General features: G+C 76.1%; 11 protein-coding genes. 5 read left to right on the top strand and 6 right to left on the bottom strand.

The features are described 5' to 3' along the window. The first annotated feature begins 16 nt into the window (after positions 1–16). Positions 17–805, top strand: coding sequence for a serine hydrolase (locus ACIRPP_RS16110; protein ID WP_403642612.1), 789 nt, complete (start codon positions 17–19; stop codon positions 803–805). A 304-nt stretch (positions 806–1109) separates the two neighbouring features. Here the strand turns inward: ACIRPP_RS16110 and mycP are convergent, their stop codons facing one another. Continuing rightward, positions 1110–2294, bottom strand: coding sequence for a type VII secretion-associated serine protease mycosin (gene mycP / locus ACIRPP_RS16105; protein ID WP_403642609.1), 1185 nt, complete (start codon positions 2292–2294; stop codon positions 1110–1112). After that, on the bottom strand, positions 2291–3817 hold the full coding sequence (locus tag ACIRPP_RS16100; RefSeq protein WP_403642606.1) for a hypothetical protein: 1527 nt from the start codon (positions 3815–3817) through the stop codon (positions 2291–2293). The genes mycP and ACIRPP_RS16100 overlap by 4 nt, the downstream gene beginning before the upstream one ends. 810 nt (positions 3818–4627) lie before the next feature. Here ACIRPP_RS16100 and ACIRPP_RS16095 point away from each other — a divergent pair. Continuing rightward, positions 4628–5830, top strand: a complete 1203-nt coding sequence (locus ACIRPP_RS16095) for an amino acid deaminase/aldolase (RefSeq protein ID WP_403642603.1) — start codon at positions 4628–4630, stop codon at positions 5828–5830. 54 nt (positions 5831–5884) lie between these two features. Here ACIRPP_RS16095 and ACIRPP_RS16090 read toward each other — a convergent pair whose 3' ends face one another. The 4 genes from ACIRPP_RS16090 to ACIRPP_RS16075 are packed head-to-tail and all read right to left on the bottom strand — an operon-like array spanning position 5885 to position 10577. Continuing rightward, the gene (locus ACIRPP_RS16090) at positions 5885–6877 is read right to left on the bottom strand and encodes a DUF2510 domain-containing protein (protein WP_403643062.1); all 993 of its coding nucleotides are present in this window, start codon (positions 6875–6877) and stop codon (positions 5885–5887) included. A gap of 48 nt (positions 6878–6925) precedes the next feature. Further along, positions 6926–7708 (bottom strand): 3-oxoacyl-ACP reductase, encoded by a 783-nt coding sequence (locus ACIRPP_RS16085; protein ID WP_403642600.1) that lies wholly within the window; start codon positions 7706–7708, stop codon positions 6926–6928. A gap of 6 nt (positions 7709–7714) precedes the next feature. Continuing rightward, the gene (locus tag ACIRPP_RS16080; RefSeq protein ID WP_403643059.1) at positions 7715–9148 is read right to left on the bottom strand and encodes an aldehyde dehydrogenase family protein; all 1434 of its coding nucleotides are present in this window, start codon (positions 9146–9148) and stop codon (positions 7715–7717) included. A gap of 58 nt (positions 9149–9206) precedes the next feature. Continuing rightward, entirely contained in the window at positions 9207–10577 is a 1371-nt protein-coding gene (locus ACIRPP_RS16075) for a glutamine synthetase family protein (protein ID WP_403642597.1), read from the bottom strand. Positions 10578–10661: 84 nt separating this feature from the next. On the opposite strand from ACIRPP_RS16075, the gene ACIRPP_RS16070 reads away from it, so the two are divergent. From ACIRPP_RS16070 to ACIRPP_RS16060, 3 genes are all read left to right on the top strand, one after another. Continuing rightward, positions 10662–11396: a FadR/GntR family transcriptional regulator gene (locus ACIRPP_RS16070; RefSeq protein WP_403642594.1), complete on the top strand. Its 735-nt coding sequence runs from the start codon at positions 10662–10664 to the stop codon at positions 11394–11396. Positions 11397–11568: 172 nt separating this feature from the next. Then, positions 11569–13017: an ethanolamine permease gene (gene eat / locus ACIRPP_RS16065; protein ID WP_403642592.1), complete on the top strand. Its 1449-nt coding sequence runs from the start codon at positions 11569–11571 to the stop codon at positions 13015–13017. Between the two features lie 28 nt (positions 13018–13045). After that, positions 13046–13747, top strand: a complete 702-nt coding sequence (locus ACIRPP_RS16060; protein WP_403642589.1) for a gamma-glutamyl-gamma-aminobutyrate hydrolase family protein — start codon at positions 13046–13048, stop codon at positions 13745–13747. Positions 13748–14537: the final 790 nt, after the last annotated feature.

Raw genomic sequence — 14537 nt, 5'->3', positions numbered from 1 at the left:
CAGGAGGGGGTCGGCGGTGACGGAGGGCGGTGGAGGCTCGGTGCCGGTGAAGGCCCGGGAGGAAGCAGTGGGTGCCGGGCGGCCGCACGGGGTGGGCCGGGTGCGGGTGTCGGTCGCCGCCACGGACCTGGTGACCGGGGAGAGCGTCCGCTGTGGGGGCGGGGTGTTCGTCTCCGCGAGCGTCGTGAAGGCCGACATCCTGGCGGCCCTGCTGCTGCGGGCCCAGGACACCGGGCGCGGGCCCACCGCGGCGGAGCGGTCCCTGGCCGCGGCCATGATCGAGCACAGCGACAATGACGCGGCGTCGGCCCTGTGGCGCACGGTCGGCTCGGCGGCCGGGCTGGACGCGGCGTGTGCCCGTCTGGGGCTGACGGAGACGGTGGGCGGCGAGGGCGGCTACTGGGGGCTGACCCGGACCACGGCCGCCGACCGGCTGGTCCTGCTGCGCCGACTGCTCGGGCGGGACGGGGAGGAGGGCGCGGACCTGCTGGGCGGGGGTGCGCGGGCCCTCGCGCGCACCCTGATGGGACAGGTGGTCGCCGCTCAGGCGTGGGGGGTGCCGGTGGTGGCGGACGGCCCGGCGTGGGCGGTGAAGAACGGCTGGATGCCGCGCGACGCGACCGGCCTGTGGGTGGTGCACAGCTTCGGCCGCGTCACGTCCGGGGGACGGGACTGCCTGCTGACGGTGCTGTCCGACGGCCACGCGACGATGGCCGAGGGCGTCGCACGGGTGGAGGCCGCGGCCCGGGCCGCGATGGCGGCGCTGCGGCCGGCGGCGGAGGGCGGGCGACGGCCGGCCGGGTGATCCGTCCGGGGATGGTGAGGGGCGGCTCCGTGTCGGGCGGGGCGGCGCGGCGCAGTAGGCGGCGAGGGCCTGCGGTGCGGGGTGGTGCGGCGCAGAGGTCCTCGGGGACCGGCGGGGCAGTGCGGTGCAGAGGTCCTCGGGGACCGGCGGGGCAGTGCGGCGCAGTAGGCGGCAAGGGCCTGCTGCGGGGTGGTGCGGCGCAGAGGACGCCGGGGACCGGCGGGGCAGTGCGGTGCAGAGGACGCCGGGGACCGGCGGGGCAGTGCGGCGCAGAGGCCCTCGGCGGCCGGCGGGGCGGTACGGCTCAGTGGTCCTCGGGGGCCGGGCGCCGGCCGCGCCAGAGGACGACGGTGGCCACGAGGAGCACCACGCCGGCCCCGCCGGCCAGCGGGGCGGCCCAGGCGGTGGCGCCGCCGTCGGAGCCGGCGGTGTCCGGGCCGGGACCGAAGTACCGGTCGCCGTGGGACGCCGGCTCAAGGCCCTTCGGTTTGAGCCGGTCCGCGGCCCGCAGCGCGGCGGCCGGGTCGACGAAGCCGAAGCCCCGCGAGTCGTCGCGGCCGCCGGCCGGGGCGTTGCGGGCGGTGTCCGCCAGGAGGGTCTTGAGCTGCGCCGGGGTGAGGTCGGGGTGGGCCGAGCGCAGCAGGGCGACGGCGCCGGAGACGAACGCGGCGGCGGCACTGGTGCCCCAGCCCTCGTAGTACTTGCGGTCGGGATCGGCGATGATCACGTCCACCCCGGGGGCGCTGACCGTGGCGTACCAGCGGCGGGTGGAGAAGGCCGCGCGGGTGCCGTAGCGGTCGACGGCGGTGGCGGTGATCACCCCGGGGTAGGCGGCCGGGTAGGAGATGCGGTCGCCCTTCTCGCCGCCGTTGCCCGCCGAGGCGACCACGGCGACGCCCTTGCGCAGGGCGTACTGGATGGCCTCGTCCTCGCCGGAGTCGGGGTGGGCGGAGGCGGAGTCGTCGCCGAGGGAGAGGTTGATGACGTCGGCGCCGTGGTCGGCGGCCCAGCGGATGCCCTCGGCGAGGGCGTTGCCGCGGGTGCTGCGGGCCTTGGACCGGGAGGAGTCGCCGTCCTCCAGGATGACGCGGACGGGCAGGATCTTCGCCTCGGGCGCGATGCCCATGACGCCCTCGGTGTTGCCGGAGCCGTGTCCGTGGCCGGCGATGATCCCGGCCATGGCGGTGCCGTGCCGGGCCCAGGCCCGGTCGCCGGGGCCGGCGCCGAAGCCGACCAGGTCCTTGCCGGGGAGGACGTTGCGGGCCAGGTCGGGGTGGTCGGCGTCGACGCCGGTGTCGAGGACGGCGACGGTGACGCCCGCGCCCGTGGTGGTCTGCCACGCCTCCTGGGTGCGCATGGCCTCCAGGCCCCACTGGCGGGCGCGGATGCCGTCCGCGTGGGCGGGGGCGGCGGGCAGCAGGGCGAGGGCGGCGGCGAGCAGGACGCCGAGGGCGGCGGTGCCGCGCCGGGGGGTGCGGGAGAGGCTCATGAGGGTCGCTCCGTGGCCGTGCGGACGTGCCCGCGCATACCGCGTTCGACGCGGTCTGCGAGGCCCTGCGCCTCGTGCCCGAGGCCGGCCTCGGCGACCGCGCCGGTGGCGCCGGACTCCATGGCCTCCTTGGCGGACTGCGGTTCGGCGACGGTGCGGCCGTCGGCCCAGCCGGAGACGGCGTACACGACGACGGGGGCGTCGGTGAGCACGGAGATCACCCAGGCCGCCCGCTGCCGGGCGCCGAAGTCCTCGGCCGCGGTGCCCTTCGCCGTGTACGGGAGGGGCATCAGGTCGCTGCGGCCCTCCAGGCCCTCTGTGTCGAAGCGTCCGGCCAGGGCGGTCATGCCGGCGGCGTCGGCCTTGGTGAAGAGCAGTCCGACGGTGGTGACATGGCTCTGGGTGGCATCGGTGTAGGTGGCGCGCAGCAGGCGCTCGCAGCCGACGGTGCCGAGCACCTTGCGCAGCAGCGGGTCGAAGGCACCTTTGCAGCCGCTGTCGGGGGCGACGGCGATCCGGGTCCAGGTGCGGTCGGCGCCACCGGGGCCCGCCCCCTTGCCTTCGAGGGTGGGCGGGAACAGTTCGTCGACGGGGACGCTGTGCCACAGGGCACCGGCGGAGGCGAACCCGCCGCCGGTGCCGGTCTCGCCGGAGTCCCCGGCGAGCCAGCTGCCCGTGGCGGCGCCGCCGATGAGTCCCGCTCCGAGGACGAGGCAGACGGCGGCGGCCACGACCTGGGACCGGGGCCGCCGTCCGAGGAGCCGCGGCCGGGCCTGCCCGTCGTAGCCCTCGGGCTGCCCGAAGGACACGGCCGGCCGCCCGGCGGGCGGTGTGCCGCCCGGGGCCGAGGGGGCGCACCAGGACAGGGCCGGGTCCGGGGAGCCGTGGGGCGGGCCGGCCGGTGCGGTGCGGTACGCCCGCGGGTCGCCGTCGGTGCGGGTCCCTGCGGAGGCGGTGGGCCGGGGTGCGGGGACACCGGTGCCGGTGCCGGGGACGGGACGCAGGCGGGTGGTCGTCTCGGACGGCGCCTCGGGGCGGGCGGCGGGCCGGTCCGCCGGGCGGTGGGCGGGCGGCGGCGGGAGGAGGGACGTGTCCTCGGCACCGCCGCGGCGGCCGCTGTCGCCGGTCCCGTCGGCGGGGGTGTGCCGGGTGCCGGGGCCGCCGACGGCGGGCGGCGCGTCCGGGAAGCGCGCGGAGGCCCGCGGCGGGGGCGGTGCGGCGGGCCCGTCGGCGGCGGGGGCCGGGCGCGGGGCGCGGGCGCCGTGGGTGCTCGCGGGCGGGCGGGCGGACGCGGGGGCGGCCGGGGTGGCGGAGGACGGGGCAGAGGGAGGCGCGGAGGACGGGGCGGGGCCCGGGACCTCGGACGTCCTCGGGGCGGAGGGCGCGGCGTCGGGAGCCGGGGGCTGGGCCGCGGGCGCGGAGACCGGGCGGGACGGGGCGCCGGCTGCCCGGGAGGCCGGGGTGTCGGCCGGGCGGGCCGAGGTTCCGGCCGGGCGGGCCGGGGTTCCGGCCGGGTGGATCACCGGAGCTTCGGCCGGGCGGGCCGAGGTCGCGAAGACCGGGCGTGACGGGGGCGGGGAGACCCGACTGGCCCGGGCATCAGCCGCCTGGGCCCCCGCAGTTTCGGCCGGACGGGCCGGGGCATCAGCCGCCCGGAATGCCGCAGCTTCCCCCGGGCGAGCCGAGGTCGCGGTCGGGCGGGACACCGGAGCTTCGGCCGGACGGGCCGGGGCATCGGCTGCCCGGGACACCGGAGCTTCGGCGGGGCGAGCCGAGGTCGCGGTCGGCCGGGACCCCGGGGCTTCCGCCGGACGGGGCGGGGCATCGGCGGGGCGGCGCGGGGCGAAGGCGCCGGTGCCGCCCGAGGTGCGGGCGCGGGGGGCGGTGGCGGACGGCACGCCGTCGCCGGGCGCGGTGCCCCCCTCCTCCGTTCGAGGGGGATGCGACGGGCGCGGCGGTGCGGCCGGCGGCGCAGCCGGCAGAGGCGGGGCTGCAACCGGCGGAGGCGGGGCTGCGGCCGGCGGGGTGGTGGGGCGCGGGGGGTGGGAGGCGCGCTGTGCTTCCGTGCTCATGCACCCCCCGTTCCTCGTGCCCGCGTTCCTCGTCGCGGGCCGGTGTGTCGCTGTCGCACCCGGCGCGGAGCCGTCCCGGGCAGAGATACCCGCACGGGTGAGGCGTCATCCCGGCGCGGCCCGGGCCCGGTGTCCTCCGTCCGGGCGTGCGCGTCACTCTACGGCGTGATCCGGGCCGGGCGGGAACCAGTCCGCGCAGCCGCGGCATCTGCCCGGAACGTCCCCCTACCCTGCGGTAATCCTGTCTGGCAGGCTTCGTTCATGACTGTGCGCGCCTCCGACCGGGCCCGTTACGACCGGGCCACCGCCCACCTCGACGCCCCGCTGGCGATCGTGGACCTGGACGCCTTCGACGCCAACGCCGACGACCTCGTCCGCCGGGCCGGGGGCAAGCCGGTCCGGGTGGCCTCGAAGTCCGTGCGCTGCCGCGCCCTGCTCGAACGGGTCCTGGCCCGGGAGGGGTTCGCGGGGGTCATGTCGTTCACGCTCGCCGAGTCGCTCTGGCTGGCCCGGTCGGGCTGCGACGACGTGCTGCTCGCCTACCCCTCGGCCGACCGGGCCGGTTACGCCGAGCTGGCCGCCGACCCCAAGCCGGCGGCGGCGGTCACCGTGATGATCGACGACCCGGCCCAGCTGGACCTGATCGACTCCGCGCGCGCCGGCGGGGGCGAAGTGGTGCGCGTGTGCCTGGAGTTGGACACGTCGTTGCGGCTGTTCGGCGGCCGGGTGCGGGTCGGCGCCCGGCGTTCCCCGCTGCACTCCCCCGCCGAGGTCGCCGAGGTGGCGCGGGCGGTGGCCCGGCGCCCCGGGTTCCGGGTCGTGGGCCTCATGGCGTACGAGGGGCATGTCGCGGGCGTCGGCGACGCGGTGGCGGGCAGGCCGCTGCGCTCGCGGGCGGTGCGGCTGATGCAGGCCGCGGCCCGGCGCGAACTGGCCGAGCGGCGCGCGGCGGTGGTGCGGGCGGTGCGGGAGGTCGTCCCGGACCTGGAGTTCGTCAACGGCGGCGGCACGGGCAGCGTGCAGCACACGGCCGGGGAGGACGCCGTGACGGAGGTCGCGGCCGGGTCGGGGCTGTACGTGCCGCGGCTGTTCGACAACTACACGTCGTTCACCGGCCGTCCGGCGGCGCTGTTCGCCCTGCCGGTCGTGCGGCGCCCGGGGGTCGGCGCGGTGACCGTGCTGGGCGGGGGCTACCCGGCGTCGGGCGCGCCGGGCGCCGACCGGCTGCCGGTGCCGTATCTGCCCGAGGGGCTGCGCTACGACCCCCAGGAGGGTGCCGGTGAGGTGCAGACGCCGCTGCTGGGCTCCCCGGCGGACGACCTGCTGATCGGTGACCGGGTGTGGTTCCGGCACGCCAAGGCGGGTGAGCTGTGCGAGCGGTTCGACGCGCTGCATCTGGTCGAGGGCGACACGGTGACGGACACCGTGCCGACATATCGCGGTGAGGGCATGACGTTCCTCTGACGCCCGGGGTGCCCCGGCGGGCCCGTGAGGGCCGGGGTGCTCAGTGCGGGGTACTCACTCCGTGGGGCCGATGCTGCTGCCGACCCCGCCGCCGCTGCCGGTGTCGCCGATCGTGCGGATGCCGCGGGTGATGCGGTCCATGTCCGTCACGGGCGGCGCGTCCTCCCCTGCGTCGACGACGTAGCGGACGAGGACCGGGGACTCCGTGCCGACGCTGGAGGGGAACACCATCGACTGCACGTACCCGCCGGGGCCCTTGGCCGTCTTGACGCGCCAGCGCACGAGGTAGCCGGCCCGGCCCGCCACCGCGACCGGACCGGACTTCACGGTGGTGTGGGACGTGATGCCGCCGTAGGGGCGGTTGCCGATGAGGTCGCGGTCGAAGGCGTCGTCGGCCGCGTCGGAGATGTCCTCCTTGGCGAGCCGCTCGGGCGACGTCTTGTCGCTGCCGGTCACGGTGCGGGAGATGACCATGCCGTGCCGGCAGACCGAGCCCTCCCCGGGGCAGTCGTAGGTGCCGTCGGTGGTCATGATCACGTCGTCCTCGGCGATGTGCCGGGGCCGGACCCAGCCGTCGAGAAGCGGGAAGGTCACGCCGTTGAGCTGGTCCTCGACGACCGCCGGGTCGTCGGCGGACGGCGCGGAGGCGGAGGCGGAGGGCGACGGTGTGCGGCTGGGCGGGGCGGCGGCGGACGAGGTGGTGGTGGGCCCGGTCCGTACCGAGGTCCGGCCGTCGTCCTCGCGCAGGAGCACCACCCCGGTGACGATCGCGGCGACGAGCACGGCGCCCGCCGTGACGACGGCGATCACCCGGGCGCGGCCCGCCCCGCCCGTCCCGCCAGGACCGCCCGTCCCGCCAGGACCGGCGGTCCCGCCATGGCCGACCGGACCGGCCGGAGCCGGCACCGGACCCCCCGGGGCTCCCGGCACTCCCGGTGCCCCCGCGGCCCCGGGGGCGCGCCGGTGCTCGGTCCAGGCGGTGCCGTCCCACCAGCGTTCGAGGTGCGGGGCGTGCGGGTCGCGGTACCAGCCGGGTGGGGGCGTCATGCTCATCCCGGCACTGTAGGGGGACGGACAGGACGGTGACGACCGGCGCTAGATCGGTGTGACGTACGCCCCGGAGATCCCGCCGTCGACCAGGAAGTCGGTGGCGTTGACGAAGGAGGAGTCGTCGCTCGCAAGGAACGCGACGGCGGCGGCGATCTCCTCGGCCTCGGCGAACCGGCCCAGCGGAATGTGCACCAGACGGCGGGCGGCGCGCTCCGGGTCCTTGGCGAACAGCTCCCGCAGCAGCGGGGTGTTGACGGGGCCGGGGCACAGGGCGTTGACGCGGATGCCCTCCCGGGCGAACTGCACGCCGAGCTCGCGGGACAGGGCGAGCACGCCGCCCTTGGAGGCGGTGTAGGAGATCTGGCTGGTGGCCGCGCCCATCCGGGCCACGAAGGAGGCGGTGTTGATGATGGAGCCCCGGCCCTGGCGGCGCATGTGAGGGATGGCGGCCTTGCAGCACAGGTAGACGGAGGTGAGGTTGACCTCCTGGACCCGCTTCCAGGCGTCCAGGCCGGTCTCCAGGATGGAGTCGTCGTCCGGCGGGGAGATGCCGGCGTTGTTGAAGGCCACGTCGACGCTGCCGTAGGTGTCGTACGCGGTCCGGAACAGGGCCTCGACCTGCTCGGGGTCGGTGACGTCGACGTGCGCGTAGAGGCCGCCGGTTTCCTCGGCGACCGCCTTGCCCCGTGCCTCGTCCACGTCGCCGCAGACCACGTGGGCGCCCTCGGAGGCGAGCCGGTGGGCGGCGGCCCGGCCGATGCCACTGCCGGCGCCGGTGACGACGGCGGTGCGGCCGGCCAGGCGGCGGCAGATGACTTCTTCGCTCATGTGCGGTCAGGCCTCCGTGCTGATGAAGACGTTCTTGGTCTCGGTGAAGGCGTCCAGCGCCCCGGGGCCGAGTTCGCGCCCCACGCCGGACTGTTTGAAGCCACCGAACGGGGTCCAGTAGCGGACGCTGGAATGGGAGTTGACGGAGAGGTTCCCGGCGCGGACGGCCCGGGACACGCGCAGGGCGCGGCCGACGTCCCGGGTCCAGACGGAGCCGGACAGGCCGTAGTCGGTGGCGTTGGCCAGGCGGACGGCGTCGGCCTCGTCGTCGAAGGGCAGGACGACGGCGACCGGGCCGAAGACCTCCTCGACGGCCACCCGGGCGGCGGGGTCGACGCCGGTGAGCACGGTGGGCGGGAACCAGTGGCCGGGGCCCGCCGGCGCCTTGCCCCGGATGCCCGGCAGGTCGTCGGGGACGTAGGAGCGGACGCGGTCCAGCTGGGACCGGGAGATCAGCGGGCCCATGTCGACGCTCTCGTCGGCCGGGTCGCCCACCCGGACGGCCTCGACCGCCGGGGCGAGGAGGTCCAGGAAGCGGTCGTGCACGGAGCGCTGCACGAGGATGCGGGTGCGGGCGCAGCAGTCCTGTCCCGCGTTGTCGAGGAAGGACATGGGGGCGGCCGCCGCGGCGGCCTCCAGGTCGGCGTCGGCGAAGACGATGTTGGGGCTCTTGCCGCCCAGTTCGAGGGTGATGCGCTTGAGATGGTCGGCGCCCTTGGCCCACACCTGCTTGCCGACGGCGGTCGAGCCGGTGAACACGATCTTGGCTACGCCGGGGTGCTCGACGAGGGCGTTGCCGGTGACCGGGCCGTGTCCGGGCAGCACCTGGAACAGGCCCTCGGGGAACCCGGCCTCCAGGGCGAGGGCGGCCAGGCGCAGGGCGGTGAGGGGGGTGGCCTCCGCCGGTTTGAGGAGGACGGCGTTGCCGGCGGCGAGCGCGGGGGCGAAGCCCCAGGCGGCGATGGGCATCGGGAAGTTCCAGGGGGCGATGACACCGACGACGCCGACGGGTTCGGGGAAGGTGACGTCGATCCCGCCGGGGACCGGGATCTGGCTGCCCGTCAGGCGTTCCACTCCCCCGGCCGCGTAGTCGAGCAGGTCGCGGACGTTGCCGGCCTCCCAGCGGGCGTTGCCGAGCGTGTGTCCGGCCTCCCGGACTTCCAGGCGCGCCAGTTCCTCTCGGTGGGTGTCGACGGTGGCCGCGAACCGGCGCAGCAGGCGGGCCCGGTCACCGGGCGGGAGGGCCGCCCAGGCGGTCTGCGCCCGGGCGGCGCGCAGGACGGCGGCGTCCACACCGGCGGGGCCGACGGCGTCGACGGTGGCGATCACTTCCTCGGTGGCGGGGTTGGCGACCCGGAGCTCGGACGGGACCGGGAGCTCGGACGGGGCCTGGGGCTCGAACGGGACCCGGGGCTCGGACGGGACCCGGGGCTCGAACAGGGCCTGGGGCTCGGACGGGACCTGGGGCTCGGATGACTCGTGGGACACGGTTCGGGCCTCACATGCGTTCGAAGGAGCGGCGCAGTTCCCAGTCGGTGACCGCGGCGTCGAAGGCGTCCACCTCGACGCGCGCCATGTTCAGGTAGTGGGCGACGACGTCGGCGCCGAAGGCGTCCTTGGCGAGGGCGCTGGTCTCCCACAGTTCGGCGGCCTCGCGCAGGGTGGTGGGGACGTGTTCGTAGTCGGCGGCGTAGGCGTTGCCGGGGCAGGGGTCGGGCAGCTCCAGTCGCTGCTCGATGCCGTGCAGTCCGGCGGCGACCATGCCCGCCACGGCGAGGTGCGGGTTGACGTCGCCGCCGGGGAGACGGTTCTCGAAGCGCAGGGAGGGGCCGTGGCCCACCACGCGCAGCGCGCAGGTGCGGTTGTCGCGCCCCCAGGCGACGGCGGTCGGGGCGAAGGAGCCGGGCTGGAACCGCTTGTAGGAGTTGATGTGGGGGGCGTACAGCAGAGAGAACTCGCGCAGGGCGACGAGCTGCCCGGCGAGGAAGTGACGCATGACGTCCGACATGCCCTCCGGGTCCTCGGCCGACTCCGGCATGACGCTGCGGCCGTCGGCATCCGCGAGGGAGAGGTGGATGTGGCAGGAGTTGCCCTCGCGCTCGTTGTACTTGGCCATGAAGGTGAGGGAGAAGCCCTCCTGGGCGGCGATCTCCTTGGCACCGGTCTTGTAGACGGCGTGCTGGTCGCAGGTGACCAGGGCCTCGTCGTAGCGGAAGGCGATCTCGTGCTGGCCGGGGTTGCACTCGCCCTTGGCGGACTCGACGGTGAGCCCGGCGCCCGCCATCTCGTTGCGGATGCGGCGCAGCAGCGGCTCGATGCGTCCGGTGCCGAGCACCGAGTAGTCGACGTTGTACTGGTTGGCCGGGGTGAGCCCCCGGTAGCCGGCGTCCCAGGCCTGCTCGTAGGTGTCCCGGAAGACGATGAACTCCAGCTCGGTGCCGGCCTGGGCGGTGTGTCCGAGGGCGGCGAGGCGGTCCAGCTGGCGGCGCAGGATCTGGCGGGGCGCGGCGGCGACCGGGGAGCCGTCGGCCCAGGCGAGGTCGGCGACCGCCATGGCGGTGCCCTCGTTCCAGGGCAGGCGGCGCAGGGTGTCGAGGTCGGGGAACATGGCGAAGTCGCCGTAGCCCGTCTCCCAGGAGGACATGGCGTAGCCGTCGACGGTGTTCATGTCGGCGTCGACGGCGAGCAGGTAGTTGCAGCCCTCGCTGCCGTGCCGGAGCACCTCGTCGAGGAAGAAGCGCGCGGCGAACCGCTTGCCCTGGAGCCGCCCTTGCATATCGGGAAAGGCCAGGACGACAGTGTCGATCTCACCGCTCGCGACGAGGGCGCGCAGTTCCTCGACGCCGAGTGGTGGTGTGCGGTCTGCCACGGGGAGCCTCCTTCGGCTTCTTCGGCGGGCCGGGAGCCATAAGGTATTGCCGGGAACCATTGCTTGGGAAGGGGGCGCGACCACATGCGGGAGGAGTCGGCCGGAACGGTCGGGGACCGGCTCGCGCCGGTGCTGCGGCCGGTGCGCGCGGGCAACGGCTTCGAGGAGGCGCTGGAGCAGATCCTCCAGGTCGTGCGCCTGGGACTGGTGGCCGGCGGGGAGCGGCTGCCGGCGGAACGGGAGCTGGCGGAGCGGCTCGGCATCAGCCGGGTGACGCTGCGCGAGGTACTGAAGGTGCTGCAGGACCAGGGCCTGGTGGAGTCCCGGCGAGGGCGTTACGGGGGCACGTTCGTGCTGCCCCGGCCGACCGACACCGGGGAGGGCGAGCTGCGGCGGCGGATCGCCGAGGTGGACATCGAGGACGTGCTGCGTTTCCGGGAGGTGCTCGAAGTAGGGGCGGCGGGGCTGTGCGCGGCGCACGGCCTGACGGGCCGGCAGGCGGAGCGGCTGCGCGAGGCGCTGGCGGGCACGCGGGACGCGCCGCTGGCGGAGTACCGGCGGCTGGACACGCTGTTCCACCTGACGCTGGCGGAGCTGTGCGGGTCGCCGACGCTGACGGCGCAGTACGCGGCCGTCCGGGCCACCGTCAACGACCTGCTGGACTGCATCCCCCTGCTGGTGCGCAACCTGGAGCACTCCCAGCAGCAGCACACCGCCCTGGTCGAGGCGGTACTGGAGGGCGACGCGGACGGGGCGCGCGAGGTGATGCGCGAGCACTGCGCGGGCACCGCCGCGCTGCTGCGGGGGTTCCTGGCCTGAGGACGGCAGCACCCCGCAACGCGGTGTTTACCGCGCCTTGACGCGCGGAGGCTTGCGCTCCCGGTGTCCGCGCCAGGAAGGTATGGGCCCACAAAGGTCTGGATCCGCTCCATTGCCGGCGCCGCTCCATTGCCGGTGCCCTGCTTCCGTCGCCGCATCTGGGGAGTCCCCCGTGAGCCTTCCGTCCACCTCCCGTGTCTCCGCCCCCACCGAACCGGACGACTACCTGGACCGCCGCAGGCTGCGCCGCGGCAGCGCCGGCTGGCTGCTGCTGACCGGCCTCGGCGTCGCCTACGTCGTCTCCGGCGACTACTCGGGCTGGAACTTCGGCCTGGCCGAGGGCGGCTTCGGCGGCCTGGCGATCGCCATGGTGCTGATGGGCACCATGTACGCCTGCATGGTCTTCGCCCTGGCCGAACTGTCCTCGATCCTGCCCACCGCGGGCGGCGGCTACGGCTTCGCGCGCCGGGCGCTCGGCCCCTGGGGCGGCTTCCTCACCGGCACGGCCATCCTGATCGAGTACGTCCTCGCGCCCGCCGCGATCTCCATCTTCATCGGCGACTACGTGGAGTCGCTCGGCCTGTTCGGCCTGGAGTCCGGCTGGCCCGTGTACCTGGCCTGCTTCGTGATCTTCATCGGCATCCATCTGTGGGGCGTCGGTGAGGCACTGCGCTTCAGCTTCGTCGTCACCGGCATCGCCGTGGCGGCCCTGGTCGTCTTCGCGGTCGGCGCCCTGTCCGCATTCGACGCCTCTTCCCTGGACGACATCCCGGTCGACGCCTCGGCCTTCGGCGCGAACTCCTGGCTGCCGATGGGTCTGCTCGGCATCTGGGCCGCGTTCCCGTTCGGCATGTGGTTCTTCCTGGGCGTGGAGGGCGTGCCGCTGGCCGCCGAGGAGACCCGGGACCCCGCCCGCACCCTGCCGCGGGCGATCCGCTGGTCGATGGGCATCCTGGCGGTGCTGGCCGTGGTCACCTTCGTGGCCGCGGCCGGGGCCCGGGGCTCGGCCGCCGTCCAGGACGCGGGCAATCCGCTGGTGGAGGCGCTCCAGCCGGACGGCCGGGCGACCGGGCTCAGCCGGATCGTGAACTACGCGGGTCTCGCCGGTCTGGTCGCCTCCTTCTTCTCCCTGATCTACGCAGGATCGCGCCAGCTGTTCGCGCTGTCCCGGGCCGGCTACCTGCCCCGGTTCCTCTCCCTCACCAGCCGCCGCAAGGCCCCCTGGCTGGGGCTGCTGGTGCCCGGCGCGATCGGCTTCGCGCTGGCCGCCGGGACCGGCAACGGGGCGCGCATGCTGAACGTGGCCGTGTTCGGGGCGACGATCTCGTACGCGCTGATGTCGCTGTCGCACATCGTGCTGCGCCGCCGCGAGCCGGAACTGCCGCGGCCGTACCGCACCCCGGGCGGGGTGCTGACCTCGTCGGTCGCCCTGGTGCTGGCCTGCGCGGCGCTGGTGGCGACGTTCCTGGTGGACGTGACGGCCGCGTTCATCGCGCTGGCGGTGTACATCGTGGCCGTGGCCTACTTCGGTCTGTACAGCCGCCGGCACCTGGTGGCGAAGGCCCCGGAGGAGGAGTTCGCGGCACTGGCCGCGGCCGAGGCAGAGTTGTCCCGGGACTGACGGGAATGACGGGACGGATGGAGGCGGCATGGCGGACGACGGGCCACTGATCGGTATCAGCACCTACGCGGAGCCCGGGGTGCGCTGGGGCGCCTGGCAACTGGACGCGGCGCTGCTGCCGGCCGGGTACCCGCGGCTGGTGCAGCGGGCGGGCGGACTCGCCGTGATGCTGCCCCCGGACGCTCCGGAGCGTGCCGCGGCGACCGTGGCCCGCGTCGACGGCCTGGTCGTCGCGGGCGGCCCGGACGTCGAACCCGTCCACTACGGCGCCGAACCCGACCCGTGCACCGGCCCGCCCGCGCGGGCCCGGGACGCCTGGGAGCTCGCGCTGATCCGGGCGGCCCTGGACCTGCGGATCCCGCTGCTCGGCATCTGCCGGGGCATGCAGCTGCTGAACGTCGCCCTCGGCGGCACCCTCGTCCAGCACATCGACGGGCACGCGGGGGCACCGGGCGTCTTCAGCAGCCATCCGGTGACCCCGGTGCCGGGCACCCGCTACGCCGGGCTCGTGCCCGAGGAGAGTTCCGTCCCGGCCTTCCACCACCAGGCGGTGGCCCGCCTCGGCCGGGGCCTGCTCCCGTCGGCCCACGCGGCGGACGGCACGGTGGAGGCGGTCGAACTGCCCGCCCCCGACTGGGTGTTGGGCGTCCAGTGGCACCCGGAGATGGCCGAGGACCTCCGCGTGATGCAGGGCCTCACCCGAGCCGCCGCCCACCGCGTCGCGGCCTGAGCCGGAGCCGGCCGAGGCCGGGGAGCTGCCGCCCTGGCCGGCGAATCCCGGCCCGCACCGCAGCCACCGCCCGGCCGAGGACGCGGAGGTCCACGCGGACGTCCTCCCCGGTGAGCCGGAGGGCCTTCCGCACCGGTGGCCGGCGTCCGGCTCAACCCCGAGGCCGTCACCGGCTGACGGGCGCGGCGGTCCCGGGCCCGCCGCGCCCCCGGCTCAGAGCACTGCGGGGGGTCGGTTCCCGGCCGGCCGGGGGCGGGTGCGCTCGCCCGGGCTGCACCGGCCGACGCCGTCCCCGCGCCGCCAGGCCCGGCCCGCGGCGGGCCACCCCAACCGCACGCAGGCCGCCGACCCCGTGGCCCACCACCTCACCGGCCGCCCCCGGCGCCGCACCACACCCGGCCGAAGGGAGAGCGAACCACGCACCCGCCGCGCCGCTCGCGCCCGCCCCCGGCCACGGACCGCGGGTCCGCCGGACCGTCACGGCGCCCGGGGGACGGGCCGGGGCCCGGTCCCTCCGCCAATCCACCGTCGGCGACGACGCACCCCGGCCGAAGCCCCTGCGCCACCGCCCCGGACGGACAGCAGGTCGCGGGCCGGCGGTGGGGCGGTCGCCGGCGGGCCACCCGATCCGCACGCAGGCCGCCGACCCCGTGGCCCGCCACCTCACCGGCCGCCCCCGGCGCCGCCCCACATCCGGCCGAAGGGAGAGCGAACCACGCACCCGCCGCGCCGCTCGCGCCCGCCCCCGGCCACGGACCGCGGGTCCGCCGGACCGTCACGGCGCCCGGGG

The sequence above is a fragment of the Streptomyces sp. NPDC101219 genome (assembly GCF_044767675.1).
Taxonomy (GTDB): domain Bacteria; phylum Actinomycetota; class Actinomycetes; order Streptomycetales; family Streptomycetaceae; genus Streptomyces.
This window is presented reverse-complemented; position numbering and strand designations above follow the sequence as displayed.

Coding starts and splice junctions, on each gene's coding strand:
- ACIRPP_RS16090 (WP_403643062.1), bottom strand. CDS start 6,877: ATGACGCCCCCACCCGGCTGGTACCGCGACCCGCACGCCCCGCACCTC.
- ACIRPP_RS16085 (WP_403642600.1), bottom strand. CDS start 7,708: ATGAGCGAAGAAGTCATCTGCCGCCGCCTGGCCGGCCGCACCGCCGTC.
- mycP (WP_403642609.1), bottom strand. CDS start 2,294: ATGAGCCTCTCCCGCACCCCCCGGCGCGGCACCGCCGCCCTCGGCGTC.
- ACIRPP_RS16060 (WP_403642589.1), top strand. CDS start 13,046: ATGGCGGACGACGGGCCACTGATCGGTATCAGCACCTACGCGGAGCCC.
- ACIRPP_RS16070 (WP_403642594.1), top strand. CDS start 10,662: ATGCGGGAGGAGTCGGCCGGAACGGTCGGGGACCGGCTCGCGCCGGTG.
- ACIRPP_RS16095 (WP_403642603.1), top strand. CDS start 4,628: ATGACTGTGCGCGCCTCCGACCGGGCCCGTTACGACCGGGCCACCGCC.